Source organism: Bacteroides caecimuris, assembly GCF_001688725.2.
Classification (GTDB): Bacteria; Bacteroidota; Bacteroidia; order Bacteroidales; family Bacteroidaceae; genus Bacteroides; species Bacteroides caecimuris.
In genome coordinates, this window is sequence record NZ_CP015401.2 from 2,915,016 (window position 1) to 2,941,289 (window position 26,274).

Genomic DNA, 26,274 nt, shown 5'->3' on the forward strand with positions numbered 1-26,274 from the left:
ATGGCATTTTTCAGACACGGATTTCACGATGCGGATGCGCCCGGTCAGCAATTACATTGCATTCATTCTAAAATTCGAATTTATTATTTACAATTAGCGAAATGAAAACTCAACTTATCACTCTGTCTCTGCTGCTCCTCGGCCTCACAGCCGAGGCACAGCAACCATCTCTCAGCCGGGAAACTTACCGGAATAAAGTGGAAGCTTACAGTCAAATCCTGAAGCAACAGAAACTAAAGACGATGGCAAGTACGGAAGCACGGAAGATTGCTCACACGGGATTCTTGCCTAAAATTGATGTCAATGCGGACGGGACCCTCAACATGAGCGACCTTAATGCCTGGAACGAACCGGTAGGCGAATACCGTAACCATACCTATCAAGGTGTATTTATCGTCTCGCAACCGTTGTACATGGGCGGGGCACTCAACGCGCAGCACAAGATTGCCCAAGCGGATGAAAGGCTAAATCAACTAAATGAAGAGCTCACTATCGACCAGATTCATTATCAGAGTGATGCGGTCTACTGGAATGCTTCCGCTTCACAGGCTATGTTGCAGGCGGCGGACAAGTATCAAAATATCGTGAAGCAACAGCATGACATCATTCAGGATCGTTTTAACGACGGTATGATTAGCCGAACGGACTTATTAATGATTTCCACCCGGCTGAAAGAAGCGGAATTGCAATACATCAAGGCGCGTCAGAATTATACGCTGGCGCTGCAAAAGCTGAATATCCTGATGGGAGAAGAGCCGAACAATCCCGTAGACAGTCTGTACACAATTGACGCAGCTTCCGCTCCGGTGCAGATCCTTTCTCTGGAGAATGTACTGCAACGTCGTGCGGATTACGAAAGTACGGAGGTGAATATCATGAAAAGTCAGGCGCAACGCAAAGCGGCTCTTAGCCAGTTCAATCCGCAATTGAATATGTATTTCAGCGGCGGATGGGCTACAGCAACACCTAACCTCGGTTATGATGTTTCTTTCAATCCCATCGTCGGCATTAACCTGAATATACCGATCTTCCGTTGGGGAGCCCGGTTCAAAACCAACCGTCAGCAGAAAGCGTATATCAGCATACAGAAACTGCAACAAAGTTATGTGGCGGATAATATCAACGAAGAACTTTCTGCCGCCCTGACCAAACTGACGGAAACGGAATATCAAGTGAAAACCGCCAAAGAGACTATGAATCTGGCCAATGAGAATCTCGACTTGGTTTCTTTCTCTTATAATGAGGGAAAGGCAAATATGGTGGATGTACTCTCCGCACAATTGTCATGGACACAAGCGTACACCAATCTGATTAACGCGTATCTGTCGGAAAAGATGGCGGTAGCGGAATACAGAAAGGTGATTAGTGAATAAAAAAAAGAGGCTTTGAAAAGCCTCTTTTTTTATAATATCAGTTACATTCAGCGTTACGCAAGGAAGGAGATCAACACACCCGCAGCTACGGCAGAACCGATTACTCCGGAGATGTTGCTTGCCATGCAATATTGCAATACGTGATTCTTCGGATCATACTTCAAAGCAATCTCATTGGCTACACGGCTCGCCATCGGAACGGCACTCAAACCAGTGGCGCCGATAAGCGGATTGATTTTCTTCTTCGAGAAGAGATTTACCAGTTTCACAAAGAAAATGCCACCGGTTATAGAAAGTGCAAATGCAAGGAATCCACCGATTACAATACCGATTGTTGTCCAATTGAGGAATGCTTCGGCTGTCATCGTTGCTCCTACGGACAGCCCGAGGAAGATGGTAGCAGCATTCATGATGCTATTGGAAGCAGCATCGAACAAACGGAATGTATTGGTTCCGATTTCTTTCACCAGGTTACCAAACATCAACATACCCACCAAAGGCACTGCACTTGGCACGAAGAGGGCAACAACGGTAGTTACCACAATCGGGAAGATAATCTTCAATACACGCAGATTCTTGATTTCAGTCTTCGAAGGATACATCTTTTCCTGTTCTTTCATGTTGATGCACAACTCTTTCTTCGTGCAGAACAGTTTCACTACCAGCGGAATAATCACCGGAACGAGCGCCATATACGAATAAGCGGCAATAGCAATCGGTCCCAGCAAATGCGGCGCCAATTTGATAGTGGTAAAGATGGCTGTCGGACCATCCGCCCCACCGATAATACCTAGAGACGCGGCTTCTTGTGGAGTGAATCCCATCAGGATAGCCACCAGCAATACGGTAAAGATACCCAACTGTGCGGCTGCACCGAATATAGAAAGATGCAAGTTACGTAACATCGGCCCGAAGTCCGTCAACGCACCAACCCCCATAAAGATGATCGGTGGCAGAAAACCTGTTTTAATCAACATATAGTAGATGAAGTTCATCAGCCCCAACTCGTGGGCAATGTCATGCAAAGGCATTTCCCAGATGTTCTTCAGCACTCCGTTTACCATCACCATACCATTTTCGTCCGCCTGAATCACGCCCATATCTCCTCCGGGGAAGTTGGCTAACAACACACCGAAAGCAATAGGAATAAGCAACAGCGGCTCGTACTGTTTCTTAATACCCAGATAGAGCAGAACGAACGCAATAGCATACATTATCAGGAACTGCGGTTCGGCAATGATATTGCTGAACGCAGTCATGTCATATAAGTTCTCAAATATTTCGTTCATTATCCTATCTTCATTAATATGTCATCTTCTGATACAGCATCTCCCGGGTTGACACAAATAGCAGTCACCGTACCGCCAAACTCCGCACGAATAGCATTGTAGGTTTTCATCGCTTCTACATAGCAGATTACATCACCCTCTTTCACCGCATCGCCTACTTTCAAAGCAGTTTCCTGCGCATTCTTCACCAAGAAGAACTTGCCTTCCAGTGGTGAAAGCACCTCTTTGCCCTCTCCTGCCGGAGCAGCAGCACCCGCAGGCGCAACAGGCAGTTCGGCATCACCGTATGCTACCGTCACACGATAAGCCTGTCCGTCCACTTGTACAGTCAGCGTCTTCGGTTTGGCATCTTCTGTCGGCGACTTATCTTTCTCGGCACGGCGTTTGGCCACGTCTGCCAAGAAATCTTCTTTCGCCTTGCCGCTCTTATAAGCCTCATATTGAGCCGGGTGCATCGCATATTCAAAGAGTTCTTCGTCGTCCTGTCCCACTTCCCATTTGTTCTCTTTCATCAGTTTGCGATATTTGTCGAGAGCATCGGGATAGTTATTCTGCGGATCACCTTCGAAGAACTTACGACCTTCACGTTCAGCCTTTTCAACGATTTCGGGAGCAAGTTTGCCCGGCAGACGTCCGGCTTTACCCAGAATCATATCCCAGATATCATCGGCAATCATTCCCCAACGTTCCTTGCCTTTCTCCATAGCCATCACGTTCATCATAGCGAGGTTCTTCACATACTGACTGAACGGAGTCACCAACGGAGGATAACCGACACGAGGCCATACGTATGCCACTTCGTCAAAGAGCTTAATGAGCAACTGGTCCTGCGTCATAAACGGCAAATTGCGTTTTGCCTTATATTTATTGATTGATTCCAGATTGGATTCGAGATCGGCCATCAAACTACCCATCATACCGCCGGGAAGTCCGGGAGCAATCAGCAAAGAGTTCATCAGACGGTTTTTCGGGCTGATATACAAGCCGAGGAAGTCGTCCATAAATTCCTGAATCATGCCACGTACTTTCATGTAGGCTTCCATATTGATTTCGGGCACTTGATATCCGGCGTCTTTCAGCATCGCCTGCACGCTAAGCAAGTCTGCGTGACCTGTTCCCCATGATAGTGGTTCCATACCTACGTCGATGTAGTCGCAACCGGCTTCGCATACTTCGAGGATGCTTGCCATATTGAATCCGGGACCTGCATGGCTGTGATACTGGATAGGGATTTCGGGATGCGCCGCCTTGATATTTGCTACGATCTTACCTAACGATACAGGGCGACCGATTCCTGCCATGTCTTTGATACAGATTTCGTCTGCTCCCAGTTTGATAAGTTCCAGCGCCATATTGGTGTAGTACTCCACGGTATGGATAGGCGAATGAGTGATGCAAAGCGAGCATTGCGAAATCATGCCGGCTTCCTTTGCGTATGTGATGGAAGGAGCAATGTTACGCACGTCGTTCAATCCGCAGAACGTACGGGTAATGTCTGTTCCTTGCGCTTTCTTTACTTTGTAGAATAATTTGCGGACGTCTGCCGGAACGGGGCTCATACGGAGTCCGTTCAGTGCGCGGTCGAGCATGTGGGTTTGAATACCGGCTTCGTGGAACGGTTTCGTCCATTCGCGCACCGCTTTATTCGGGTTTTCACCAAACAATAAATTTACCTGTTCAAAACCTCCGCCGTTTGTTTCTACGCGGGCAAAACAGCCCATTTCAATGATGGCAGGAGCTACCTTTACGAGTTGGTCTACACGAGGTACGTATTTTCCGGCAGATTGCCACATATCTCGGAAAACCAAACTAAATTTTACTTCTCTTTTCATGTCTTTCAGTGATATGCTTTATAGATTTATAATTTTTCTACTTTAGTGATTTTTCCTTTACCGTGTGTCACCACATTTACAGCAGCTGTAATGGCGGCTAAGATGTTTCCCGGAATAGGAGCAGGACCTTGCGATGCTTCCCGCTTCACAGAAACCACTTCTTCAGGGGCATACTTGTTGACTAATGTAATCAGCAACTTACCTAAACAAATCACAATCAGCAGAATAACAAATACAGTAGCCATTCCGACCACCATCAGCAGGATCGCTGTTTCGATATTTTCCATATAAATAAATTATTAGTAATTGAAGCCGTTTATTCAAAAAGCGTCCGAATTTACCATTTTTTTATAAGAAAATTCATCAGAAAAGAGATAATAAAAATTAAATGAATGCTTTGTCAACAACCATTTATGTAAAGTTCTGCTTCCTCCACATTTCTTTTTTCCTCTTTAATACCGATAATCTTATTGCTAACTTTACATCATCAATGGTTCATCGTCCACTGGTTCGTCAATGCCCTATACGAATCTTTATCTTTGATAATCGAGTAGAAATCCATAGTCTAGGTACACTCCCGGACTATGGATTAAATGTCAAGGATATTAAAGTTGAAACATCGTTTTCCCATAACATTTTTTGTTCAGTAATGCCATATTTTCATTACCGTATGCAGGTATAGTCACTGGTATTAGACGCAGTATAAGTCTTGGCATTAAATCTGAGTTTAAGAATGATGAGCACCTGAATGAGTTATTATTATCATTCCTCGATTAAAAGCAAATGATACCCAAGTCGGACGAGGGAAGCAACCAAGTGCAAAGCGAAAAGAATCTCAAAAAAACCTCTTCATCTGCAAAATATTTTAATAAGCAAAATTTTGAATTAACCCATCTTTCCTGTCAAATAAGCCTTTGTACGCTCGTCAACAGGGTTTGTAAACATCGTTCCAGTATCTCCGTACTCAACCAGTTCTCCCAAGTACATAAACATCGATTTCGATGATATACGCTTTGCCTGTCCCATATTATGAGTTACAATCAAGATTGTAACCTCCTTTTGAAGTTCGAGCAAAAGTTCCTCGATATGCTTCGTTGCAATAGGGTCAAGAGCTGATGTTGGCTCGTCCATCAACAGCACATCGGGTTTCATTGCCAATGCACGGGCAATGCACAAGCGTTGTTGCTGACCACCCGAGAGAAATGTACCTTTCTTGTTCAATACATCTTTAACTTCGTCCCAAAGGGCAACACTACGCAAGCAACGCTCAACAGTAGCCTCCTTCTCTGCCTTGGAGAGTTTGATGCCATTCAATGCAAATCCCGACAGAACATTGTCATAGATACTCATTGTGGGGAACGGTGCAGGACGTTGGAAGACCATACCCACACGACGGCGAACATCGATAGGTTCCATTGAAAGGATATTCTCACCATTGAGCAAAATCTCGCCATCTACGCGGATATTCTGATAGAGATTGTGCATAAGGTTCACAGCGCGAAGCAATGTAGATTTACCACATCCCGAAGGTCCCATTATTGCTGTGATTGTATTCTTTTCTATGACTGCCGATACATATTTTACGGCCATTGTTTGCTTGGTATATGATACGCAAGTCTTCTTAAATTCAAGTATAGGTGTTACTGATTCCATTTCTTTGCAAGATATTTGGCGGTAAGGTTCAAAGTAAGTACGAATAACAAGAGGAAGAGCGATGCACCCCAAATCAACTCTTGTAGGTTAGGGTCGTTGAAGAACTCCCATATGCCCAAGATAGCTGATCATAACCACGTAATAATACCTCTCCCAAGATAGCAAGCAACGGAACGGCAGTAAGTGCCGCCAACAAGCAAATGCCCCAAAGCATCAACTTGTCTTTTGCCAAACGATGTTTAATTCTCAATTTATTCATAACTAAACTATTTTTGCGCGTTTAATCATTATCTTACCAATCATATTGATAAGAGCAGTAATTAGAAACAATACCAATCCTAGGGCAATCAAAGATGAAAGACGTAAATCGTTGGCCTCGCCAAACTGGTTGGCGATAATTGAAGCCATTGAATTACCTGTAGATGTGATTGAATTTGGAATATTATTGGTATTTCCAATAAGCATTGTTACAGTCATTGTTTCACCCAATGCACGACCTATAGCCAATACATATGATGAAAATATACCTGAACCAGCTACAGGAAAAATGATTTTTCTTACAACCTCAGCACGTGTTGCTCCCAGGCTATATGCTCCTTCTTTCAGGTCGTTTGGCACCATCTTTATGAATTCCGCACTAAGCGATACAGCGTAGGGAATAATCATTATCGCCAAAACAAGTGATGCGGTTAGTACGCCCGAGCCTTGCGGAGAAATATTAAGCGCCATAATAATTGGTCGCAAGGTGTAGAACCCCCACAAACCATAAACGATAGAGGGAATGCCTGCCAACAAGTCTGTTACGGTACTTAGTACCAATGCAACCTTTGTCTCCTTGAAATATTCACCAACGAAAAGTGCCACGGGCAGCGAGAATGGTATGCAAAAGATAAGAGCCAAGAGTGTGGTCATCAGCGTACCTGTAATGAATGGCAAAGCGCCATACTGCTCATTACCTTCGATATAGCTCCACTCCGAAGAGGTTAGAAATTTCAAAAAACCGAAATGTTCGAACGCATCATAAGCATCAGTGACAAGGGCATAAACAATGCCCCCGCACACTATCGGCATAATCAATGTTGCTACAAACAATATTATTCTGTAAAGTTTATCGTTCATAGATTGTTGTTTTTACTGGAGGATCGCAACTCCGTCGTATGTCACAGTTTTCAAGTTAGTCATATTTAATTCTTTTGTCTTTGCAGGAAGTGGAGCATAGTGAACCTCCGAGGTGATATTCTGTACCTCGTCAGAGAGGATATACTTCAACAAATCGAGTGTAGCCTCCGCCTGCTCCTTGCTACGGTCTGAGTAATTCTGCTCCTTGTAGATAATCATCCAAGTGAATGTAGATATCGGATAAGCACCGACTGCATCTACATTTGTGATTGAAGTACGAGTATCAGCAGGAATTACACCCGAAGCTGCTGCTGAAATTGTTGCAGACGATGGTAACACAAATTCGCCTCTTACATTCTGGATGCGTGCATATGGAATTTTCAGTGTGAACGCGTACTCAGAGCTTACATAACCGATTGAGTTCTTGGTCTGTGAAATCACGCCTGCAACCCCCGGATTACCCTTCGCAGCCTGTCCCGAAGAGAAGTTTACCGACTTGCCTGCACCAAACTTCTCCTTCCACATAGGACTAACCTTTGTGAGATAATCGGTGAATACGAAGGTGGTTCCCGAACCATCCGAACGGAATACGGGAATGATTGCTTCTGCAGGAAGTGTTACATCGGGGTTAAGAGCTGCCAAACGCTCATCGTTCCACATCTTAATCTCTCCAGCAAAGATGTCTGCAATAACCTCACCTGTAAGTTTCAACTCCTTTACGCCATCTAAATTGTAGGCTACAACCACTGCACCCATACAAGTCGGAACATGAACTACGGGAGCCATATCAGCCATTTCCTTTTCTGTAAGGAAAGCATCACTGCCGGCAAAATCAACAATCTTATCACGCAGGTTACGAACACCACCGCCAGAACCGATACCCCCATAAGCAACTACATCACCATTTACCTGAGCAAAATTCTCAAACACCACATTGTAGAAAGGAAGAGGAAATGTTGCACCAGCTCCCGAAAGTTCCTGAGCCTTACGGCCACCATTTGTTGCATTACCGCCACACGATACCATTGCAATGGCAAGTGTCAATGTTATAATTGACGAGATCTTTTTTTCATAATAATATTAATTATTAAATGTTTATTCTATTAGAAACCAAAGTAGCAATTTATGCATGCCGAATAGCTATTCTTTACACCATCAGCCTTAGGCATTGCCATCCTAAAATCAGGCGCTATCTTCACATATTCGCCAAGCTTGAATTGAATTCCAAGAATTGCAGCAGATTCATCCTTTACCTTATTCCAGTCGTTCTTTGAATATAAGTCATCGAATCGTACGTACAAAGAGATCTCTTTTGGCAGATTTACAGAAGCGAAGATTGAATAACCACTTTGGTCAGCATCCTCATTATATGATGCGTTCATCATATAGTTGTATTCAGCACCGATGGTAAATTTCTCGTGCTTATATCCTGCAAACGCTGCAAAGTTTCCGGTATCCCTTTTGCCTTCTTCTCCACACTCGTTCAAACCACCATACAAGCGAATCTGAAAGCCCTTTACAGGGGTAAGTGTTACACCCAAGCCATAATTAAGGCCCTCATTTTTCTGAATTTTCTTATAACCCTCACCATTTACGATAATCGCATCAGCCGAAATCCAGCCTGCAAATCTGTAGGCTGCCGAGATACCCAAATCGGCACTGCTACCGAACTTGTATTCGTCTTGGAAAGACTTCATGATGTAGCGATAACCCCAGAACTTCTCTTGAAAGTTGAATTGTGTAGTCGAAATAAGACCTCCATTCAATGTCAGATTTCCCGTTTCCCACGAAACCATTGCATTTTTAATGTAAGCAATGCGTTGATAGTCGCTTACATCTGAAGACTTGCCGATGTCCATCACACCTTTTACAGACAATCCATTTCCGGGTTTATACTCATAACCCAAGTAACTTCTTTCTAACTCGAAGCCTCGGTCGTCATTTTCTGCTCCCAAACCTGTATGGAAATTTCCAAACACTTGAACAACCGCTTTGCCTTTCGGCTCCTCTGTTTTGGTATCCTGCGCCTGCGTAGCAATACCGATGCTGGCTAAAAGACCTGCCATAATAAATTTCATTGTCACGTCAGTTTTAATTCGACACTGCAAAAGAACGGACTTCTTGTTTCATAAGAGTTTCAAAAAAATTAGGCTTTCGTTAAATACTGATTTCTTGAAAATATTACATTTTCATTAAATATCATTTGGAATAATATTCAGTTCGGTTTTTCTCTATAATTTTGCAGCACATAATATATAAGTATATGGCAACAGAACGTATATTGATAGTGGATGATGAAGAGACTCTATGTGAAGTCTTGAAAATCAATCTTGAAAATGAAGGCTACGATGTTGATACAGCATTAAGTGCGGAAGAAGCCTTGCTTCTGGATCTGAAGAAGTATTCTTTGATACTCCTTGATATAATGATGGGAGAAATCAGCGGTATCAAAATGGCCAAGATGCTAAAAGCAGATATCACTACTGCTGACATTCCGATTATTTTCTGCACCGCTCGCGATACGGAAGATGATATGGTTATGGGGCTGAATCTTGGTGCGGACGATTATATAATGAAGCCATACACCATTCGTAATGTAATAGCTCGTGTAAAGAGTGTATTAAGGCGCACTTCGGGACAGAAAACAGTGACTACGACTATTGAAAAGCCAAATAAACTTAAGGTGGAAGGGTTGCACCTTGATTTAGAATTCAAGCGCTGTGTTGTAGATGGCGAAGAGGTTAAGCTTGCTCGCAAGGAGTTCGAATTGTTGGGTTATTTGATTTCCCACCGAGGCAAGATTTGTTCCCGCGAACAAATTCTCAACCGTATATGGAGTAACGAGGTGGTTGTTCTTGACAGAACTATTGATGTAAACATCACCCGTTTGCGTTCTAAAATAGGTAAATATGGTTCGTATATCGTAACTCGTTCCGGTTTTGGTTATGGCTTCCGCGATTAAAATATCTTACCACAAGCGGCTTTTTCTTATGTTGCTTGCTTTCTCATGGACTCTAATCCTATCCTTCATCGGATTTCAATATCTGCGAGAAAAACAATACAAATCAGATTTCTTGAATGCACAACTTCAAATGTACAATTGCCACCTTCTTGAAGTTGTAGAAGATGGTTTGTCATACGAAGAGTATATAGCGACACACGAAAAGCCTTTCAATGACCTTCGCATATCCATAATAGCTCTTTCCGGCGCTGTTATTTATGACAATATGATTTCACCGGATTCTCTTGACAATCACCGCCATCGACCCGAAATCGAAACAGCATTAAATGACGGATTCGGATACCATATCGAACGACAATCAGCAAGTGATGGACGTGAATATTTCTATTCTGCAACAAAGGGCAAACGTGCTATAATCCGTACAGCTATTCCTTACTCATCAACACTTCGTGAGTTACTTAAGGCTGACTGGGATTTCTTGGGAATAATGATTATCATCAGCTCAGTGATGAGCGTGTTGGCTTATTTCGCAACAAGAAGACTTGGCAAGACCATTGAACGACTAAACAGGTTTGCAGATAAGGCTAAAAAAGGAGAGGTTTTTGACGAGAATGAACCATTTCCTAATGATGAACTTGGTTTTATTTCCAATCATATTGTACAACTTTATGCTCAATGGCAACAAACCATTAGGGATAGAGATATTGCTTATGAGGCAACTTTGCGTGAGGAACAAGAGAAAATGCGAATCAAGCGTCAGCTTACCAATAATATAAACCACGAACTGAAAACCCCTGTGGCATCCATACAAGTCTGCCTTGAAACCTTGCTTTCGGGCATCAATCTTAGTGAAGACAAAAGACTAGAACTTATAGAACGGTGTTATACAAACAATGAACGCCTTAGACGATTATTGGCTGATGTATCCTTAATAACAAGAATGGAAGATGGAAGTATGCTTATCAGCAAAGAGAAGGTCGTTCTCAACGATATTCTGTGTGAGATTGCCGAAGAATTGACGATAATGCCGGACGAGGAACGTATGACACTACATACCAACTTTAACGAACGAGTGATATTAGATGGTAATCTCTCGCTTATCGGCTCCATATTCCGCAACCTCACCGAAAATGCAATTGCCTATTCTGGAGGTAGGAACATCTATATCTCGCTTATCGCTAACGAAAACAAAGAGTATCATATCCGCTTTGAGGATGATGGTTGCGGTGTGGAAGAGAAACAATTAACACGCCTATTTGAACGATTCTACCGAATTGATAAAGGTCGTTCAAGACAAAAAGGTGGCACAGGGCTTGGTCTTGCCATAGTCAAACACGCTGTACAATTTCATGGAGGAACCATAACTGCCAGCAACCGGCCAAATGGAGGATTGAGATTTGATTTTGTTTTGAAAAAGTAGTTAACAGCATTATACCAACAGAGTTATCATACTGCTTCTGCCACGTGCAATAGGTATCCCCGGACTGTGCTTGCCATTCCGGCTGCCGAATCGTGTGCTTGCACTGTTATTTGCATCCGTTATATCCAGAGCAACTCCACCCAAAAGAAAAAAGACGGTTTGAAACCGTCTTTTTTCTTTTTACCTCTTAAAACTCGCTCGTAAAGTGGAAGCGGATATTCTTGAAATCCATCTGCGCCATTTGCAGCACATACCCGGAGTCGGCAAGGAACACATCACGCCCTTCCCTATCCTTCGCCATATACTGATATTTGCGTTTCTTGAAGGCTTCCAATTCAGCCGGGTCGTCACTCTCTACCCAGCACGCTTTGTAAAGGCTGACCGGCTCCCAGCGACACGATGCATTGTATTCATTCAACAAACGGTATTGGATGACCTCAAACTGCAACTGCCCCACCGTACCGATAATCTTGCGGCCGTTGAACTGGTTGACAAACAGCTGTGCCACCCCTTCGTCCATCAACTGATCGATACCTTTTGCCAACTGTTTCTGCTTCATCGGGTCGGCATTCTCGATATACTTGAACATCTCCGGCGAGAAACTGGGCAAACCACGGAAATGAAGCATCTCGCCTTCGGTCAGCGTATCGCCGATTTTGAACGTGCCGTTATCAGGCAAACCGATAATATCTCCTGCGTATGCTTCGTCAATCGTTGTCTTGCGTTGTGCCATAAACTGCGTGGGCGAGGAGAAACGCATTGTCTTGCCGTGGCGCACGTGCATATACGGAGCGTTACGGACAAACTTACCGGAGCAAATCTTGCAAAACGCCACACACGAACGATGGTTCGGGTCGATATTGGCGGTAATCTTAAAGATAAACCCAGTGAATTTCGGTTCGTCAGGTTTCACTTCACGCTCTTCTGCCTGTACAGGACGAGGACTGGGAGCTATCTCTACAAAACAGTTCAGCAACTCTTGCACACCAAAGTTGTTCAACGCCGATCCGAAGAATACAGGCGCACAGTCCCCCGCCAAATAGGATTCCGAATCAAATTCCGGATAAACACCCTCAATCAGTTCCAAATCGCCACGCAACTTGTCTGCCAACGACTTGCCAATCTGTTGGTCCAGTTCTTCCGAATGAATATCGACTGCCACTTTCTCTGTTACCACCTGTTTGGATGGCTGATACAAGTCCAGTTTCTGTTCGTAGATATTGTATACTCCTTTAAAACGTGCTCCCTGCTCAATCGGCCATGACAACGGACGGACCTGAATCATCAGTTCCTCTTCAAGTTCGTCGAGCAAGTCGAACGGATCTTTTCCTTCACGGTCCATTTTGTTGACGAAGATAATTACCGGTGTCTTTCTCATACGGCACACCTCCATCAGTTTACGCGTCTGCGTTTCCACACCTTTCGCACCGTCTACCACGATGATAACACTGTCTACAGCTGTCAATGTGCGATATGTATCTTCGGCAAAGTCCTGGTGACCGGGAGTATCGAGAATGTTAATCTTATAGTCCCGATAGTCGAATTCCATCACGGAAGTCGTTACCGAAATACCGCGTTGTTTCTCAATCTCCATCCAGTCGGACGTAGCCGTTTTTTTAATTTTATTACTTTTTACCGCACCTGCCACCTGTATCTGACCTCCGAAAAGCAACAGCTTTTCCGTCAGCGATGTCTTACCAGCATCCGGATGCGCAATAATGGCGAACGTCCGCCGTCTCAAAATTTCTGTATTATCTGCCATAGTTTTTTAGTTAGAATGATGAATTATAAAACATGAATAAGCTATGCTGGAATAACATAGCCTACATCCATTATTCATCTTTCATAATTTTATCAATGCATTGTTTGAGGCTCTCCTCCCAATGAGGAATCTCTATATCGAACGTTGTTTTTATTTTTGTTTTATCAAGCACGGAATATGCCGGACGGTTTGCTTTCGCTGGATATTCGGCTGTATGCAAAGGTTTCACTTTGCAGGTGGTTATCCCTGCCAGACGATGAATAGCTACCGTGAAATCATACCAGGAACAAACTCCCTCATTGCTGAAATGGTAAATACCGCGAACTATACCTTTATTTATAATAGTATAGATAGCACGTGCCAAGTCATTGGCATACGTCGGAGTCCCTATTTGGTCGAAAACAACTCCCAGGCTGTCACGCTCTTTTCCGAGACGAATCATCGTCTTTACGAAATTATTACCGAAAGTGGAATAGAGCCATGCAGTACGAATCACGGCTGTTTTCTCACAGCAATTCATTACCTCCTTTTCTCCTTCCAGTTTAGTGGTACCATATACTGAATCCGGGCTGGGATTGCACTCTTCCGTGTATGGAGAATGCGCAGTACCGTCAAATACATAGTCAGTAGATACTTGTATCATGGTAGCACCATTGGCCTGTGCCGCACTTGCCAGTTGTTTCGGTGCTTCACAATTCAATTTGTATGCTAATTCTTGATTATCTTCTGCTTTATCTACAGCTGTATAAGCAGCACAATTCACAATAAGCTCAATCTGCTTCTCTGCCATATAAGCCCAAACAGCTTGCTTGTCGCAGATATCGAGTTCCTGCACATCTGTGAAATAATACGTATGTTGCGGATTCTCTTTTGCAAGCACCTGCATCTCATTGCCAAGCTGACCGTTGGCACCTGTTACTAAAATTCTCATTTATTCATCCAGTTTTAATTCACCTTTACGGTCTTTATCATAATAATTTGCCAACATCGAAAGGAAATTAGTGATAGCTTCCACTGCCTTGGCTGTTCCTTCGCTGATAGGCTTCTTTTGAAGGCGAAGCAGGAGTATTCCATACAACGCTTCAAAACAGGTTTCCAGTTCGGGTTCGTCTTTCTTACCGTTTTTATTCCGTAATTCTACAATAAACGGTAATGCTTTGAAATAAGCAGCACTGTAAAAAGGAAATTTAGGAGAAGAGGACAATGCATTATGCAATTCTGTCAGATTGATAATCACGTTCTTATTAATCTGCAGATGCCCTTTTTCCCGTACTCCTTCCTCACCCATCATCGTAATCAAATTGACGTACCATTCTCGCATGGCAGGCTGCTGTTCTTCCGGATAGCGTGCAATCACATTTGCCTCCATCTCTTCCGGTTCACAATGATTGGCACGGATCAAGTCTTCCTCTTGCCACATATATATAAGGTATTCGGCAATATTTTTCTCTTTCAGTTGTTGTGCTATCTGATTCATTATGTTATCCCTTAATAAAGTGACTCTCCCAACAAAGTATAAACCAGCCCTACCATAGATACCAGCATTACAATACTTCCAATGATACGGTTCAGCATCCAAATACCACGCAGATTGAACTTGGTACGCACTTTATTCACAAAATAAGTGATGCCCAACCACCAAGTCAACGCCCCGGCAGCAATCGCAAAATATCCCGTTATCTCTTCAAAAACCAAAACGCCCTGCTGCACAAAGGCAAAACGGGCGAAAAGTCCGATAAACAGGAAGATTATCAACGGATTGGATAGAGTAACAAAAAAAGCGGTAATAAAATTATGGAAATAAGAACCTTTGTTGGACGAAGCCGGACGAATGGATTGCACCGGATTGCTACGGAAAGTATATATACCGAAAAGTAGCAACATGATGCTTCCCAACAGTTGCAAATAGAAAATGTTTTTATTGATATAATCGAAAACGAAACTCATCCCATAACCGGTGAGCAAAGCGTAGGCTATATCGCTCAACGAGGCTCCCAGTCCCGTTACAAAGCCATACCAACGCCCTTTGTTCAATGTCCGCTGTATGCACAATACGCCCACCGGCCCCAAAGGTGCGGACACTACAACGCCAATAATAAAGCCTTTAACTAATATATCGAATATTGTCTCTATCTGAATCATTCTGCAAATATCGCACTTTTTTATGATATAAGGATAGGATATTAACGTTTTTTCCAACGAATCGCCCCTATTTCATGGAGCAAAGGACACTTAAAATGACACTTGGAAAACACAGGCAATACGAATGATTCCTTTTGTTTCTCTAGTTTCATTCATTACGATACAGCAATAAGCTACAAGTCCATTACTATATTTAAGATTTTCCAGTGCTATGAATAAGGACTTTCAGTGCGCAGGAGTAAGATTTTCCATGCAGTCAGGAAGTAGTCACCTTATAACGTGATAATAGTCATCTTACAAGGTAATATTTGTCCGATTATAAGGTGATATTTATCATTATCCAAGGTGCCCACTTGTCAGGGAAACGGGAAACAATAAAGATACGAGATTAAATTGGTAAAAAGCAAGAGAAGGATAGAAACTAATCGTGCATTTATCGTACGGAAATAAATCAATCCATAAAAAGGGAAGACGGAAAAAAGATTTATTTCTGTTTTATTTCTCACCACCAATGAAATTACTTATCTTTGCACCACAGAAAAAGAGAAGAGTTTCTCCTGTAGGAACTTCAATCGTAAAATCGTAAATCGTAAAATCGTAAATATACAACATGATTCTTTTTTTCAGAACCCCTTCCAAGAGCGTGATTGCCGTAGAGAGCAACCATCAGCTCACCACTGACGAAAGTAATAAACTCTGCTGGCTTTTTGGCGAAGCCGTGATGGAAAGTGAAGAAAACCTGAAAGGCTGTTTCGTTGGTCCACGCCGCGAGATGATCACTCCTTGGAGTACAAACGCAGTAGAAATCACCCAAAACATGGGGCTCGAAGGCATCAGCCGCATCGAGGAGTACTTCCCTGTTAAGGATGAAAACGCTGACTACGACCCGATGCTCCAACGCATGTACAAAGGACTCGACCAAAACATATTCACGACCAACCGCCAGCCGGATCCGATTATCTACATCGAAGATCTCGAAGCGTACAACGAAAAAGAAGGTCTGGCACTTTCTAAAGAAGAAATGGACTATCTGAAGAAAGTGGAAAATGACCTCGGTCGTAAACTGACTGACTCCGAAGTTTTCGGTTTCGCACAAATCAACTCCGAACACTGCCGCCACAAAATCTTCGGCGGAACATTCATCATCGACGGTGTAGAACAGGAGTCTTCCCTGTTCCAGATGATTAAAAAGACGACACAGGAAAATCCGAATAAAATCATCTCTGCTTATAAAGATAATGTAGCCTTCGCCGAAGGTCCGGTGGTGGAACAGTTTGCTCCGGCAGACCACTCCAAGCCCGATTACTTCCAGGTGAAAGACATCAAGAGCGTTATCTCACTGAAAGCAGAAACACATAATTTCCCTACTACGGTAGAACCGTTCAACGGTGCTTCTACCGGTACAGGCGGTGAAATCCGCGACCGTATGGGCGGTGGTAAAGGTTCATGGCCTATTGCAGGTACTGCTGTCTACATGACTTCTTACCCCCGCACGGATGAAGGACGCGAGTGGGAAGAAATACTTCCGGTACGCAAATGGTTGTACCAGACTCCCGAGCAGATACTTATCAAAGCATCCAACGGTGCTTCCGACTTCGGTAATAAGTTCGGTCAGCCGCTGATCTGCGGTTCGGTACTGACTTTCGAACACACGGAAAACAAAGAAGTTTATGGTTACGATAAAGTAATCATGCTTGCCGGCGGTGTAGGTTACGGCACACAACGCGACTGCCTGAAAGGTGCACCGGAAGCAGGAAACAAAGTGGTAGTAATCGGTGGTGACAACTACCGTATCGGACTAGGTGGTGGTTCCGTATCCTCTGTAGATACCGGTCGTTACAGCAGCGGTATCGAACTGAACGCAGTTCAACGTGCTAATGCTGAAATGCAGAAACGTGCCAACAACGTAGTACGTGCTCTTTGCGAAGAAGAGGTGAACCCCGTTGTTTCTATCCACGACCACGGCTCTGCCGGACACGTCAACTGTCTGTCCGAGTTAGTGGAAGAATGTGGCGGTTTAATCGATATGAGCAAGTTGCCTATCGGCGACAAGACCTTGTCGGCAAAAGAAATCATCGCCAACGAGAGTCAGGAACGTATGGGGCTATTGATTAAAGAAGAAGCCATCGAGCATGTACGTAAGATTGCCGAACGCGAACGCGCTCCAATGTATGTAGTTGGCGAAACAACCGGCGATCATCGTTTCGCCTTCCAACAGGCTGACGGGGTACGTCCGTTTGATCTTGCCGTAGAACAGATGTTCGGTTCTTCTCCCAAGACATATATGGTAGACAAAACCATAGAACGTCATTACGAAATGCCGAAATACGAATTGTCGAAACTCCATGAATATCTGACGAATGTGTTGCAGCTCGAAGCTGTTGCCTGCAAGGATTGGTTGACAAATAAGGTAGACCGCTCCGTGACAGGTAAAGTAGCACGCCAGCAATGCCAGGGCGAACTTCAGTTGCCGTTGAGCGACTGCGGTGTCGTAGCGCTCGACTACCGTGGAGAAAAAGGAATCGCTACTTCTATCGGACATGCTCCACAAGCAGCATTGGCTGATCCGGCTGCCGGTTCCATCCTCGCCGTATCCGAAGCGCTGACCAATCTTGTTTGGGCTCCGATGGCGGAAGGCATGGACAGCATTTCTCTGTCTGCCAACTGGATGTGGCCTTGCCGCTCTCAAGAAGGTGAAGATGCCCGCCTTTACACAGCCGTTAAAGCATTGAGCGACTTCTGTTGCGCATTGCAAATCAATGTTCCTACCGGAAAAGACTCTCTGTCTATGACGCAGAAGTATCCGAACGGTGAAAAAGTGATTTCTCCGGGAACTGTGATTGTTTCTGCCGGCGGTGAAGTTTCCGACGTGAAGAAAGTGGTATCTCCGGTATTGGTTAACAATGAAAAGACTACGCTTTATCATATTGACTTCAGCTTCGACGAACTGAAACTAGGTGGTTCGGCTTTCGCACAATCTTTGGGTAAAGTGGGTGACGAAGTACCTTGCGTACAGGACGCCGAATATTTCCGTGACGCTTTCCTTGCCGTACAGGAACTTGTAAACAAAGGATTGATTCTTGCAGGACACGATATATCTGCCGGTGGTCTGATCACTACATTGCTCGAAATGTGCTTCTCTAATGTAGAAGGCGGTTTGGAAATCAGCCTCGACAAGATGAAGGAAGAGGACATCGTCAAGATTCTGTTTGCAGAAAACCCGGGTATCGTTATCCAGATCAGCGACAAGCACAAGGATGAAGTGAAGAAGATTTTGGAAGACGCCGGCGTAGGCTACATAAAGCTGGGTAAACCGACTGACGAACGCCACATTTTGGTATCTAAAGACGGTGCAACTTACCAATTCGGCATTGATTATATGCGTGATGTATGGTATTCTTCTTCTTACCTGCTCGACCGCAAACAGTCTATGAACGGCTGCGCCAAGAAACGTTTTGAAAACTACAAGATGCAACCCGTAGAATTCGCTTTCATGCCGGAATTCAAAGGTAAGCTTTCTCAATACGGTATCACTCCAGACCGTCGCACTCCAAGTGGTATCCGTGCGGCTATCATCCGCGAAAAGGGAACGAACGGCGAGCGCGAAATGGCATACTCACTCTATCTGGCAGGCTTTGACGTAAAAGACGTTACGATGACCGACCTTATCAGCGGGCGCGAGACACTGGAAGACGTAAACATGATTGTTTACTGCGGTGGTTTCTCCAACTCCGACGTATTGGGTTCTGCCAAAGGATGGGCAGGCGGATTCCTGTTCAACCCGAAAGCGAAAGAGGCACTCGACAAGTTCTACGCTCGTGAAGATACGCTCTCACTGGGTATTTGCAACGGTTGCCAGTTGATGATGGAACTTGGTCTTATCAATCCGGAACATAAGAAAAAAGGCAAGATGCTACACAATGACTCCCATAAATTCGAGTCTACTTTCGTCGGCCTGACTATCCCGACAAACCGCAGTGTGATGTTTGGTTCACTAAGCGGAAGCAAACTGGGTATCTGGGTAGCACACGGAGAAGGTAAATTCTCACTGCCGTACGATGAAGACAAATACAATGTAGTGGCGAAATACAGCTACGATGAGTACCCGGGCAACCCGAACGGCTCAGACTACTCCATTGCAGGACTTGCCAGTGCAGACGGGCGTCATTTGGCGATGATGCCTCACTTGGAACGTGCCATCTTCCCATGGCAAAACGGTTGTTATCCGACAGACCGCAAGAACAGCGATCAGGTTACTCCATGGATAGAAGCGTTTGTCAACGCTCGCAAATGGGTGGAAGCTAAAATGAAATAAATCATTCCTATATTTACAGAGGCTGGTACATTTTAAAGTGCCGGCCTCTTATTTTACCCAACATTTCGTTCTACCATTAACATGACAGATAACATTGACAACCCGGCTCTCACAGTAGATGTAATGTAAATCCCAGTCAATATGGCAAAGAGAAAAAACAGTTAGTCAGGAAGGAGGAGAAAAGAAAGAATGAACATTTATCTCGAAGCATTTGGAATCTTTTTTAAAATTGGCGCTTTCACCATTGGAGGAGGGTATGCAATGGTGCCACTGATTGAAAATGAAATTGTCACCAAACGGAAGTGGATTGCGCAGGACGATTTTATCGATCTGCTGGCTATCTCCCAATCCGCTCCGGGAATTTTGGCAGTCAATATTTCTATCTTTATAGGATATAAGCTGCGCGGCATCCGGGGAAGTATTGTCACGGCATTGGGAACAATCTTGCCCTCTTTCCTTATCATATTGGCTATTGCCCTGTTCTTTCATAGTTTCAAAGACAATCCGATAGTGGAACGCATCTTCAGAGGAATCCGACCGGCAGTGGTAGCACTCATTGCCGCACCGACCTTTACCATGGGGCGATCTGCCAAAATCAACCGCTACAATCTGTGGATTCCGGTTGTTTCAGCATTATTAATCTGGTTGTTGGGCTTCTCTCCTATTTGGATTATCATCGCTGCGGGTGTAGGCGGTTTTCTTTGGGGAAAGGTTAAAAAAGTTGAGAGTTGAGAGCGGAGAGTTGAAGCGGCATAGATTACACGGATTAACGTTGTTGTTTTACAGATTCCTAATTCTAAACAGCCATGAAAGCCATGAAATCCGTGTAATCCACGTAATCCATGCAATCCACGTGATCCGTGCAATCCACGTGATCCGTGCCTAAAATTATTATATAATAAACTATTAATCATATGATTTACATACAGTTATTCTATACATTTTTCAAGATCGGGCTCTTTGGCTTCGGCGGCGGTTATGCCATGCTTTCCATGATTCAAGGTGAAGTGGTGACCCGCTATGGATGGGTAAGTCCGCAGGAGTTCACGGATATTGTCGCAATCAGCCAGATGACACCAGGACCTATTGGTATTAATGCAGCTACTTATGTAGGGTTTACTTCGACAGGTAGCGTATGGGGTTCCATCATTGCGACTTTCGCTGTAGTTCTCCCCTCTTTTATCTTGATGCTGACTATCAGCAAATTCTTCCTGAAATACCAGAAACACCCCGTAGTGGAATCTATTTTCGGTGGATTACGCCCGGCAGTAGTCGGATTACTCGCCTCTGCTGCGTTGGTATTAATGAATGTAGAAAACTTCGGTTCGCCTATTGAAGATACCTATTCATTCGTTATCAGCGTCATTATATTCCTGATTGCTTTCATCGGAACAAGAAAATATAAAGCCAATCCGATTCTGATGATTATCGCCTGCGGCATTGCAGGGTTGCTGCTTTATTAATAGCAAGCGACTGAATAACGACAAACAAAAAAAAACGGTGAACAGAAAAACAGTAAACAAAAAAACGGTGAACAAAAAAACGATATACCCAAAACAGTAAACAAAAAAAACGGTGAACAAACTGCGTTATCATTCTGCAGAGTGTCCACCGTTTTACCGTTGTTTATTCTATACCTTTACAGTTTCAACTTCTTACTTACGGATTTCGATTCATTATGAAGACGGTCCAAAGCAGTCACTACATAACGGTATTTTGTTTTTCCTGTTTCGTATGGGAGTTTGTAGAACGGATTGCGGGTGATAGCTACAATATGTGAAGGATCGTCAAGGTTCACTTTTTCTTTTCCGCTAAAGCGATAGACTACATATTGAACTGCCTTATCCATTTCTGTTTCTGCTTTCGGAGCAGTCCAGAAAAGGATATAGCCGTCTTCTGTCCATACCTTTTTCATCTTGCGCACTTTGCCCGGAGCCTTGTTATCCATAAAGTCAAAGACAGGAATCAATGCAGGATACTTATGATATTCACTCACTAAAGCATCGCGGTATCTTCCCTGATTTTCGACAACCGCTGCCGCATACCATTGGCAACTGCCTCCGATTGTTTGATAAGCACGCTGCAAAGCCATCTTTCGTGGAAGCTGGTTGATGGAAGGATTCTGCGGGTCGGCATGCTGGATAGTGTTCGGCACAGACTGACCGATAAACAACGGACGGTTTTCCGAATGGGTAGCCCACCATTTCACCAATGTCTCATAGTCGGCAGCCTTATGGCCGATTTGCCAGTAAATCTGCGGAATATTATAATCAATCCATCCCTCACGTGCCCAATGCAGGACATCGGCATACAAGTCATCGTAATTCTGCAAACCATTCGTATTACTTCCCAACGGGTCGCTCTTCTGATTACGATAGATACCAAACGGACTGATACCGAACTTCACCCATGGCTTGATGCCACGGATAGTCTCGTGAAGTTTCTTTATCAACACATTGACATTACTACGACGCCAGTCTGCCTTACTTGTAAAACCTCCACCATAACGGGCAAAGCTCGCATCATCCGGGAAGTCCAGTCCTTTCACCGGATAAGGATAGAAATAATCATCCATGTGGATAGCGTCCACATCATAGCGGGACACGATATCGGTCACGATCTTACAGATGTATTCCCGGCTTTCGGGAAGTGCCGGGTCGAAGTATAGCTGATCGCCATAAGTAATGAACCATTCCGGATGCTGGTGGTAAATATGTTCCGGAGCCAATTCATTTTTTAATGAAGTCTTCACACGGTAAGGATTGATCCAGGCATGAAATTCCATATTCCGTTTCTTACACTCTTCAATCATAAACTGCATCGGGTCCCACATAGGAGAAGGCGTCTGTCCTTGCGTACCGGTCAGGAAGCGGCTCCACGGTTCATATTGGGAAGCGTATAATGCATCCGCTTCGGGACGTACTTGAAAGATAATCGCATTAATGCCGGCTCCTTGAAGAGAATTCAACTGGCTAATCAATATTTGCTTCAGTCGCTCTGTGGGAATGCCACGAAACTGGCTATTGACAGCCTGTATCCATGCTCCACGGAATTCACGTTTGGGATATTTATTGCCTGATGGCACCTGTGCCCTTACTCCCACCGCAAGAAGAAGAGCCAAAAGTAAAAGATAGTTTTTCAGCTTCATAATATTCTTAAATCGTAATAATGTGACGCAAAGATAATACAAACTCCCGATAAATTCGCTAACTTTGCCGACTACCATAAAACAAGGAGTATTTTATGTCAGAAAACAACTATATTTCGATAAAAGGTGCACGAGTAAACAACCTGAAAAACATCGATGTAGATATACCACGCAACAAACTTGTTGTAATCACCGGATTGTCGGGTTCCGGCAAATCATCACTTGCTTTTGATACCCTTTATGCAGAGGGACAACGCCGCTACGTAGAAAGCTTGAGCAGCTATGCGCGTCAGTTTCTGGGGAGAATGAGCAAGCCGGAATGTGACTTTATCAAAGGGATTCCGCCCGCCATTGCCATCGAACAGAAAGTGAATAGCCGCAATCCGCGTTCTACGGTGGGCACCTCGACCGAGATTTACGAATATCTCCGCCTGCTGTACTCCCGGGTGGGAAAAACGTATAGTCCCATCAGCGGGCAGGAAGTGAAGAAACACTCCACGGAAGACATCGTCAACTGCATGCTCTCCTATCCGGAAGGTACGAGATATACGGTGCTGACCCCCATCCGCCTGCGTGAAGGCCGCACCTTGCAACAGCAATTGGAAATAGACCTGAAACAAGGATTCAACCGTATCGAAGTGAACGGTGAAATGAAACGAATCGATGAATACACGCCCGTGGCAGGTGATGAAGTCTACCTGTTGGTCGACCGTATGGCGGTAACCACCAGCAAGGACGCCATCAGCCGGCTCACCGACTCTGCCGAAACAGCCATGTACGAAGGTGACGGAACCTGCATGCTGCGTTTTTATCTATCGGATGGCACCACCAAACTTCATACTTTCAGCACGAAATTCGAAGCGGACGGCATCGTCTTTGAAGAACCGAACGACCAGATGTTCTCGTTCAACTCGCCTATCGGTGCTTGTCCGGAGTGCGAAGGATTCGGTAAAGTGGTCGGTATTGACGAGCACTTAGTCGTTCCGGATCGTTCATTATCGGTGTATGAAGGAGCTATCGTATGCTGGCGCGGCGAAAAGATGGGTGAATGGAAAGACGAATTGATTCACAATGCGGAAAAATTCGACTTCCCCATTTTCACTCCTTATTATGAGTTGACAGACGCTCAACGCCGGTTGCTTTGGGAAGGCAACCCATATTTCCACGGCATCAATGATTTCTTCAAGATGCTGGAAGAGAATCAATATAAGATACAATACCGGGTGATGCTGGCACGCTACCGTGGAAAGACGCTTTGCCCGAAATGCCACGGCACCCGCCTGAAACCGGAAGCCGGATATGTACGGGTGGGCGGTAAGAATATCTCCGAACTGGTAGATTTACCTATTACGGAATTAAAGCAGTTCTTTGACCATCTGGAGCTGGACGAGCACGACAGCAATGTGTCCCGACGTATTCTGGTTGAAATCAATAGCCGGATTCGCTTTCTGATTGATGTAGGTTTGGGCTATCTGACGCTGAACCGGCTCAGCAATTCCTTATCGGGCGGAGAAAGCCAGCGTATCAATCTGGCAACCTCGCTGGGAAGTAGTCTTGTTGGCAGCCTTTATATTCTCGACGAGCCAAGTATCGGACTGCATAGCCGTGATACAGACCGCCTGCTTCATGTGTTGCGCCAACTGCAACAATTAGGTAATACGGTAGTGGTGGTAGAGCACGACGAAGAGATTATCCGTGCCGCGGATTACATTATCGACATAGGTCCTAATGCCGGACGTCTGGGCGGAGAGGTTGTCTACCAAGGCGATATGAAGGATTTGAAGAAGGGAAGCAACAGCTATACGGTACGTTATCTTTTGGGAGAAGATGAAATACCCGTTCCGGAGCATCGCCGGCCGTGGAATAACTATATCGAATTGAAAGGCGCACGTGAGAATAATCTGAAAGGAGTAAACGTACGCTTCCCGCTCAATGTAATGACAGTCGTTACGGGTGTTTCCGGTTCCGGAAAGAGTACACTGGTGAGAGACATTTTCTTCCGGGCATTGAAACGTGAATTAGACGAATGCAGTGACCGGCCGGGAGAATTCTCTTCAATCGGAGGAAGTTTGCGCGACCTTCGGAATGTAGAATTTGTAGACCAGAACCCGATTGGCAAATCATCGCGCTCAAATCCGGTGACTTACATCAAGGCTTACGATGAAATCCGCAAACTATGGTCTGAACAACCTTTGGCGAAGCAAATGGGATATACTCCCGGATTCTTCAGTTTCAATAGCGAAGGCGGCCGTTGCGAAGAGTGTAAAGGAGAAGGAACCATTACTGTAGAGATGCAATTTATGGCAGATTTGGTATTGGAGTGTGAATCTTGTCGCGGGAAACGCTTCAAATCCGACACGCTGGAAGTGAAATTCAACGATAAAAGCATCTACGATGTATTGGAGATGACCGTGAACCAAGCGATTGAGTTCTTCAACGAACATGGACAGAAGAAAATTGTGAAGAAACTGCTTCCTCTGCAGGACGTGGGACTGGGATACATTAAATTAGGACAGGCTTCTTCTACCCTTTCCGGTGGTGAAAACCAGCGTGTCAAACTCGCATTTTATTTAAGTCAGGAGAAAGCCGACCCAACGATGTTTATCTTTGACGAGCCGACTACGGGATTGCATTTCCATGACATCCGCAAACTTCTGGATGCTTTCGACGCACTCATCCGCCGGGGACACAGCATCGTTATCATCGAGCATAACATGGACGTTATCAAATGTGCCGATTATGTAATCGACCTCGGACCGGAAGGCGGAGATAAGGGTGGAAACATCGTAGCAGCGGGTACTCCGGAAGAAGTTGCCGCCTGCGGAGCAAGCTATACGGGGCAGTTTCTGAGAGAAAAACTGGGATAACGATTCGTTTTATTTTCTTAGGTTCTTTATATCTTGTCTCGCCCCATATATGAGGTTATGTAAGCTAACAGTGTAAATAATCTATATATTACTGCATAACAAACGAATATACCTACCACCCCGTCCTTCGGACACCCCTCCTTCCCGAAGGAGGGGAAGCCATGCGGACGAACTTATATCGAACTAACGTCAGTTAAATGGGCTCAACCACGCTGTAATCATGCTTCAATGCAGTCAACAATCACCGACGGGAGAAAGTTTTCCGACAGGCGCCCCGTTCTGTTAACGGATGCAAACGCAATAGAAGGGAGTTTGTCCGCATTTTGAAAAACGCAACAAGTCGCCCATCAGTTTACATCATTTAACAATCAAGCGTCAAATTCCGCTTTACA

General features: G+C 44.5%; 20 protein-coding genes and 1 pseudogene. 7 read left to right on the forward strand and 14 right to left on the reverse strand.

What is annotated here, in order from left to right:
• Positions 1–101: 101 nt before the first annotated feature.
• Positions 102–1,373 (forward strand): TolC family protein, encoded by a 1,272-nt coding sequence (locus tag A4V03_RS12780; protein ID WP_065539156.1) that lies wholly within the window; start codon positions 102–104, stop codon positions 1,371–1,373.
• 53 nt (positions 1,374–1,426) lie between these two features.
• Here A4V03_RS12780 and A4V03_RS12785 read toward each other — a convergent pair whose 3' ends face one another.
• From A4V03_RS12785 to A4V03_RS12810, 9 genes and pseudogenes are all read right to left on the reverse strand, one after another.
• A complete protein-coding gene (locus tag A4V03_RS12785; RefSeq protein WP_024986735.1) occupies positions 1,427–2,662 on the reverse strand; it encodes a sodium ion-translocating decarboxylase subunit beta in 1,236 nt (411 codons plus the stop codon).
• Complete coding sequence (locus tag A4V03_RS12790; RefSeq protein ID WP_065539157.1) at positions 2,662–4,494, reverse strand: biotin/lipoyl-containing protein; 1,833 nt, start codon at positions 4,492–4,494, stop codon at positions 2,662–2,664. Before A4V03_RS12790 ends, A4V03_RS12785 begins: the two co-directional genes overlap by 1 nt.
• Positions 4,495–4,520: 26 nt before the next feature.
• Positions 4,521–4,781 (reverse strand): OadG family protein, encoded by a 261-nt coding sequence (locus tag A4V03_RS12795; RefSeq protein ID WP_024986734.1) that lies wholly within the window; start codon positions 4,779–4,781, stop codon positions 4,521–4,523.
• Positions 4,782–5,379: 598 nt separating this feature from the next.
• A complete protein-coding gene (locus A4V03_RS12800) occupies positions 5,380–6,147 on the reverse strand; it encodes a phosphate ABC transporter ATP-binding protein (protein WP_065539158.1) in 768 nt (255 codons plus the stop codon).
• A pseudogene (locus A4V03_RS21680) lies at positions 6,135–6,260 on the reverse strand (phosphate ABC transporter permease PstA); the annotation flags it as partial. The gene A4V03_RS12800 and the pseudogene A4V03_RS21680, both read right to left, overlap by 13 nt.
• Positions 6,221–6,406: a hypothetical protein gene (locus tag A4V03_RS20825; protein WP_135999279.1), complete on the reverse strand. Its 186-nt coding sequence runs from the start codon at positions 6,404–6,406 to the stop codon at positions 6,221–6,223. The pseudogene A4V03_RS21680 and the gene A4V03_RS20825, both read right to left, overlap by 40 nt.
• 2 nt (positions 6,407–6,408) lie before the next feature.
• Positions 6,409–7,266 carry a phosphate ABC transporter permease subunit PstC gene (gene pstC / locus A4V03_RS21140; RefSeq protein WP_065539159.1) on the reverse strand — a complete coding sequence of 286 codons (858 nt, stop codon included), beginning with the start codon at positions 7,264–7,266 and terminating at the stop codon, positions 6,409–6,411.
• Between the two features lie 12 nt (positions 7,267–7,278).
• Positions 7,279–8,310, reverse strand: a complete 1,032-nt coding sequence (pstS, locus tag A4V03_RS21145; RefSeq protein WP_236588634.1) for a phosphate ABC transporter substrate-binding protein PstS — start codon at positions 8,308–8,310, stop codon at positions 7,279–7,281.
• Positions 8,311–8,369: 59 nt separating this feature from the next.
• The gene (locus A4V03_RS12810; protein WP_065539161.1) at positions 8,370–9,344 is read right to left on the reverse strand and encodes a hypothetical protein; all 975 of its coding nucleotides are present in this window, start codon (positions 9,342–9,344) and stop codon (positions 8,370–8,372) included.
• 185 nt (positions 9,345–9,529) lie between these two features.
• Here A4V03_RS12810 and A4V03_RS12815 point away from each other — a divergent pair, with 185 nt between their 5' ends.
• The gene (locus A4V03_RS12815; RefSeq protein WP_065539162.1) at positions 9,530–10,228 is read left to right on the forward strand and encodes a response regulator transcription factor; all 699 of its coding nucleotides are present in this window, start codon (positions 9,530–9,532) and stop codon (positions 10,226–10,228) included.
• 130 nt (positions 10,229–10,358) lie between these two features.
• Complete coding sequence (locus A4V03_RS12820) at positions 10,359–11,648, forward strand: sensor histidine kinase (RefSeq protein ID WP_236588633.1); 1,290 nt, start codon at positions 10,359–10,361, stop codon at positions 11,646–11,648.
• Between the two features lie 187 nt (positions 11,649–11,835).
• On the opposite strand, the gene A4V03_RS12825 is transcribed toward A4V03_RS12820, so the two are convergent.
• The 4 genes from A4V03_RS12825 to A4V03_RS12840 all read right to left on the reverse strand — a co-directional run bounded on the left by A4V03_RS12825 (position 11,836) and on the right by A4V03_RS12840 (position 15,552).
• Entirely contained in the window at positions 11,836–13,410 is a 1,575-nt protein-coding gene (locus A4V03_RS12825; RefSeq protein ID WP_024986730.1) for a peptide chain release factor 3, read from the reverse strand.
• A 70-nt stretch (positions 13,411–13,480) separates the two neighbouring features.
• A complete protein-coding gene (gene rfbD / locus A4V03_RS12830) occupies positions 13,481–14,341 on the reverse strand; it encodes a dTDP-4-dehydrorhamnose reductase (protein WP_065539164.1) in 861 nt (286 codons plus the stop codon).
• Positions 14,342–14,887, reverse strand: a complete 546-nt coding sequence (locus A4V03_RS12835) for a DUF4924 family protein (protein ID WP_065539165.1) — start codon at positions 14,885–14,887, stop codon at positions 14,342–14,344.
• A gap of 11 nt (positions 14,888–14,898) precedes the next feature.
• A complete protein-coding gene (locus A4V03_RS12840) occupies positions 14,899–15,552 on the reverse strand; it encodes a LysE family translocator (protein ID WP_065539166.1) in 654 nt (217 codons plus the stop codon).
• 610 nt (positions 15,553–16,162) lie between these two features.
• On the opposite strand from A4V03_RS12840, the gene purL reads away from it, so the two are divergent.
• The 3 genes from purL (at position 16,163) to A4V03_RS12855 (ending at position 21,330) form a co-directional block, all read left to right on the forward strand.
• Positions 16,163–19,867 carry a phosphoribosylformylglycinamidine synthase gene (gene purL / locus A4V03_RS12845; protein ID WP_065539167.1) on the forward strand — a complete coding sequence of 1,235 codons (3,705 nt, stop codon included), beginning with the start codon at positions 16,163–16,165 and terminating at the stop codon, positions 19,865–19,867.
• Between the two features lie 189 nt (positions 19,868–20,056).
• Positions 20,057–20,599, forward strand: a complete 543-nt coding sequence (locus A4V03_RS12850; RefSeq protein ID WP_065539168.1) for a chromate transporter — start codon at positions 20,057–20,059, stop codon at positions 20,597–20,599.
• 182 nt (positions 20,600–20,781) lie between these two features.
• Positions 20,782–21,330 carry a chromate transporter gene (locus A4V03_RS12855; protein ID WP_065539169.1) on the forward strand — a complete coding sequence of 183 codons (549 nt, stop codon included), beginning with the start codon at positions 20,782–20,784 and terminating at the stop codon, positions 21,328–21,330.
• Positions 21,331–21,506: 176 nt separating this feature from the next.
• On the opposite strand, the gene A4V03_RS12860 is transcribed toward A4V03_RS12855, so the two are convergent.
• Positions 21,507–23,093 carry a glycoside hydrolase family 10 protein gene (locus A4V03_RS12860; protein ID WP_201442219.1) on the reverse strand — a complete coding sequence of 529 codons (1,587 nt, stop codon included), beginning with the start codon at positions 23,091–23,093 and terminating at the stop codon, positions 21,507–21,509.
• A 17-nt stretch (positions 23,094–23,110) separates the two neighbouring features.
• Between A4V03_RS12860 and uvrA the strand changes: the two genes are divergently transcribed.
• On the forward strand, positions 23,111–25,882 hold the full coding sequence (gene uvrA, locus A4V03_RS12865) for an excinuclease ABC subunit UvrA (protein WP_065539171.1): 2,772 nt from the start codon (positions 23,111–23,113) through the stop codon (positions 25,880–25,882).
• Positions 25,883–26,274: the final 392 nt, after the last annotated feature.

What these genes read in the sequence shown, in the direction of transcription:
- A4V03_RS12780 (WP_065539156.1), top strand. Translation starts at nt 102, where the DNA reads ATGAAAACTCAACTTATCACTCTGTCTCTGCTGCTCCTCGGCCTCACA.
- A4V03_RS12785 (WP_024986735.1), bottom strand. Translation starts at nt 2,662, where the DNA reads ATGAACGAAATATTTGAGAACTTATATGACATGACTGCGTTCAGCAAT.
- A4V03_RS12790 (WP_065539157.1), bottom strand. Translation starts at nt 4,494, where the DNA reads ATGAAAAGAGAAGTAAAATTTAGTTTGGTTTTCCGAGATATGTGGCAA.
- A4V03_RS12795 (WP_024986734.1), bottom strand. Translation starts at nt 4,781, where the DNA reads ATGGAAAATATCGAAACAGCGATCCTGCTGATGGTGGTCGGAATGGCT.
- A4V03_RS12800 (WP_065539158.1), bottom strand. Translation starts at nt 6,147, where the DNA reads ATGGAATCAGTAACACCTATACTTGAATTTAAGAAGACTTGCGTATCA.
- A4V03_RS20825 (WP_135999279.1), bottom strand. Translation starts at nt 6,406, where the DNA reads ATGAATAAATTGAGAATTAAACATCGTTTGGCAAAAGACAAGTTGATG.
- pstC (WP_065539159.1), bottom strand. Translation starts at nt 7,266, where the DNA reads ATGAACGATAAACTTTACAGAATAATATTGTTTGTAGCAACATTGATT.
- A4V03_RS12810 (WP_065539161.1), bottom strand. Translation starts at nt 9,344, where the DNA reads ATGAAATTTATTATGGCAGGTCTTTTAGCCAGCATCGGTATTGCTACG.
- A4V03_RS12815 (WP_065539162.1), top strand. Translation starts at nt 9,530, where the DNA reads ATGGCAACAGAACGTATATTGATAGTGGATGATGAAGAGACTCTATGT.
- A4V03_RS12820 (WP_236588633.1), top strand. Translation starts at nt 10,359, where the DNA reads ATGTACAATTGCCACCTTCTTGAAGTTGTAGAAGATGGTTTGTCATAC.
- A4V03_RS12825 (WP_024986730.1), bottom strand. Translation starts at nt 13,410, where the DNA reads ATGGCAGATAATACAGAAATTTTGAGACGGCGGACGTTCGCCATTATT.
- rfbD (WP_065539164.1), bottom strand. Translation starts at nt 14,341, where the DNA reads ATGAGAATTTTAGTAACAGGTGCCAACGGTCAGCTTGGCAATGAGATG.
- A4V03_RS12835 (WP_065539165.1), bottom strand. Translation starts at nt 14,887, where the DNA reads ATGAATCAGATAGCACAACAACTGAAAGAGAAAAATATTGCCGAATAC.
- A4V03_RS12840 (WP_065539166.1), bottom strand. Translation starts at nt 15,552, where the DNA reads ATGATTCAGATAGAGACAATATTCGATATATTAGTTAAAGGCTTTATT.
- purL (WP_065539167.1), top strand. Translation starts at nt 16,163, where the DNA reads ATGATTCTTTTTTTCAGAACCCCTTCCAAGAGCGTGATTGCCGTAGAG.
- A4V03_RS12850 (WP_065539168.1), top strand. Translation starts at nt 20,057, where the DNA reads ATGAACATTTATCTCGAAGCATTTGGAATCTTTTTTAAAATTGGCGCT.
- A4V03_RS12855 (WP_065539169.1), top strand. Translation starts at nt 20,782, where the DNA reads ATGATTTACATACAGTTATTCTATACATTTTTCAAGATCGGGCTCTTT.
- A4V03_RS12860 (WP_201442219.1), bottom strand. Translation starts at nt 23,093, where the DNA reads ATGGTAGTCGGCAAAGTTAGCGAATTTATCGGGAGTTTGTATTATCTT.
- uvrA (WP_065539171.1), top strand. Translation starts at nt 23,111, where the DNA reads ATGTCAGAAAACAACTATATTTCGATAAAAGGTGCACGAGTAAACAAC.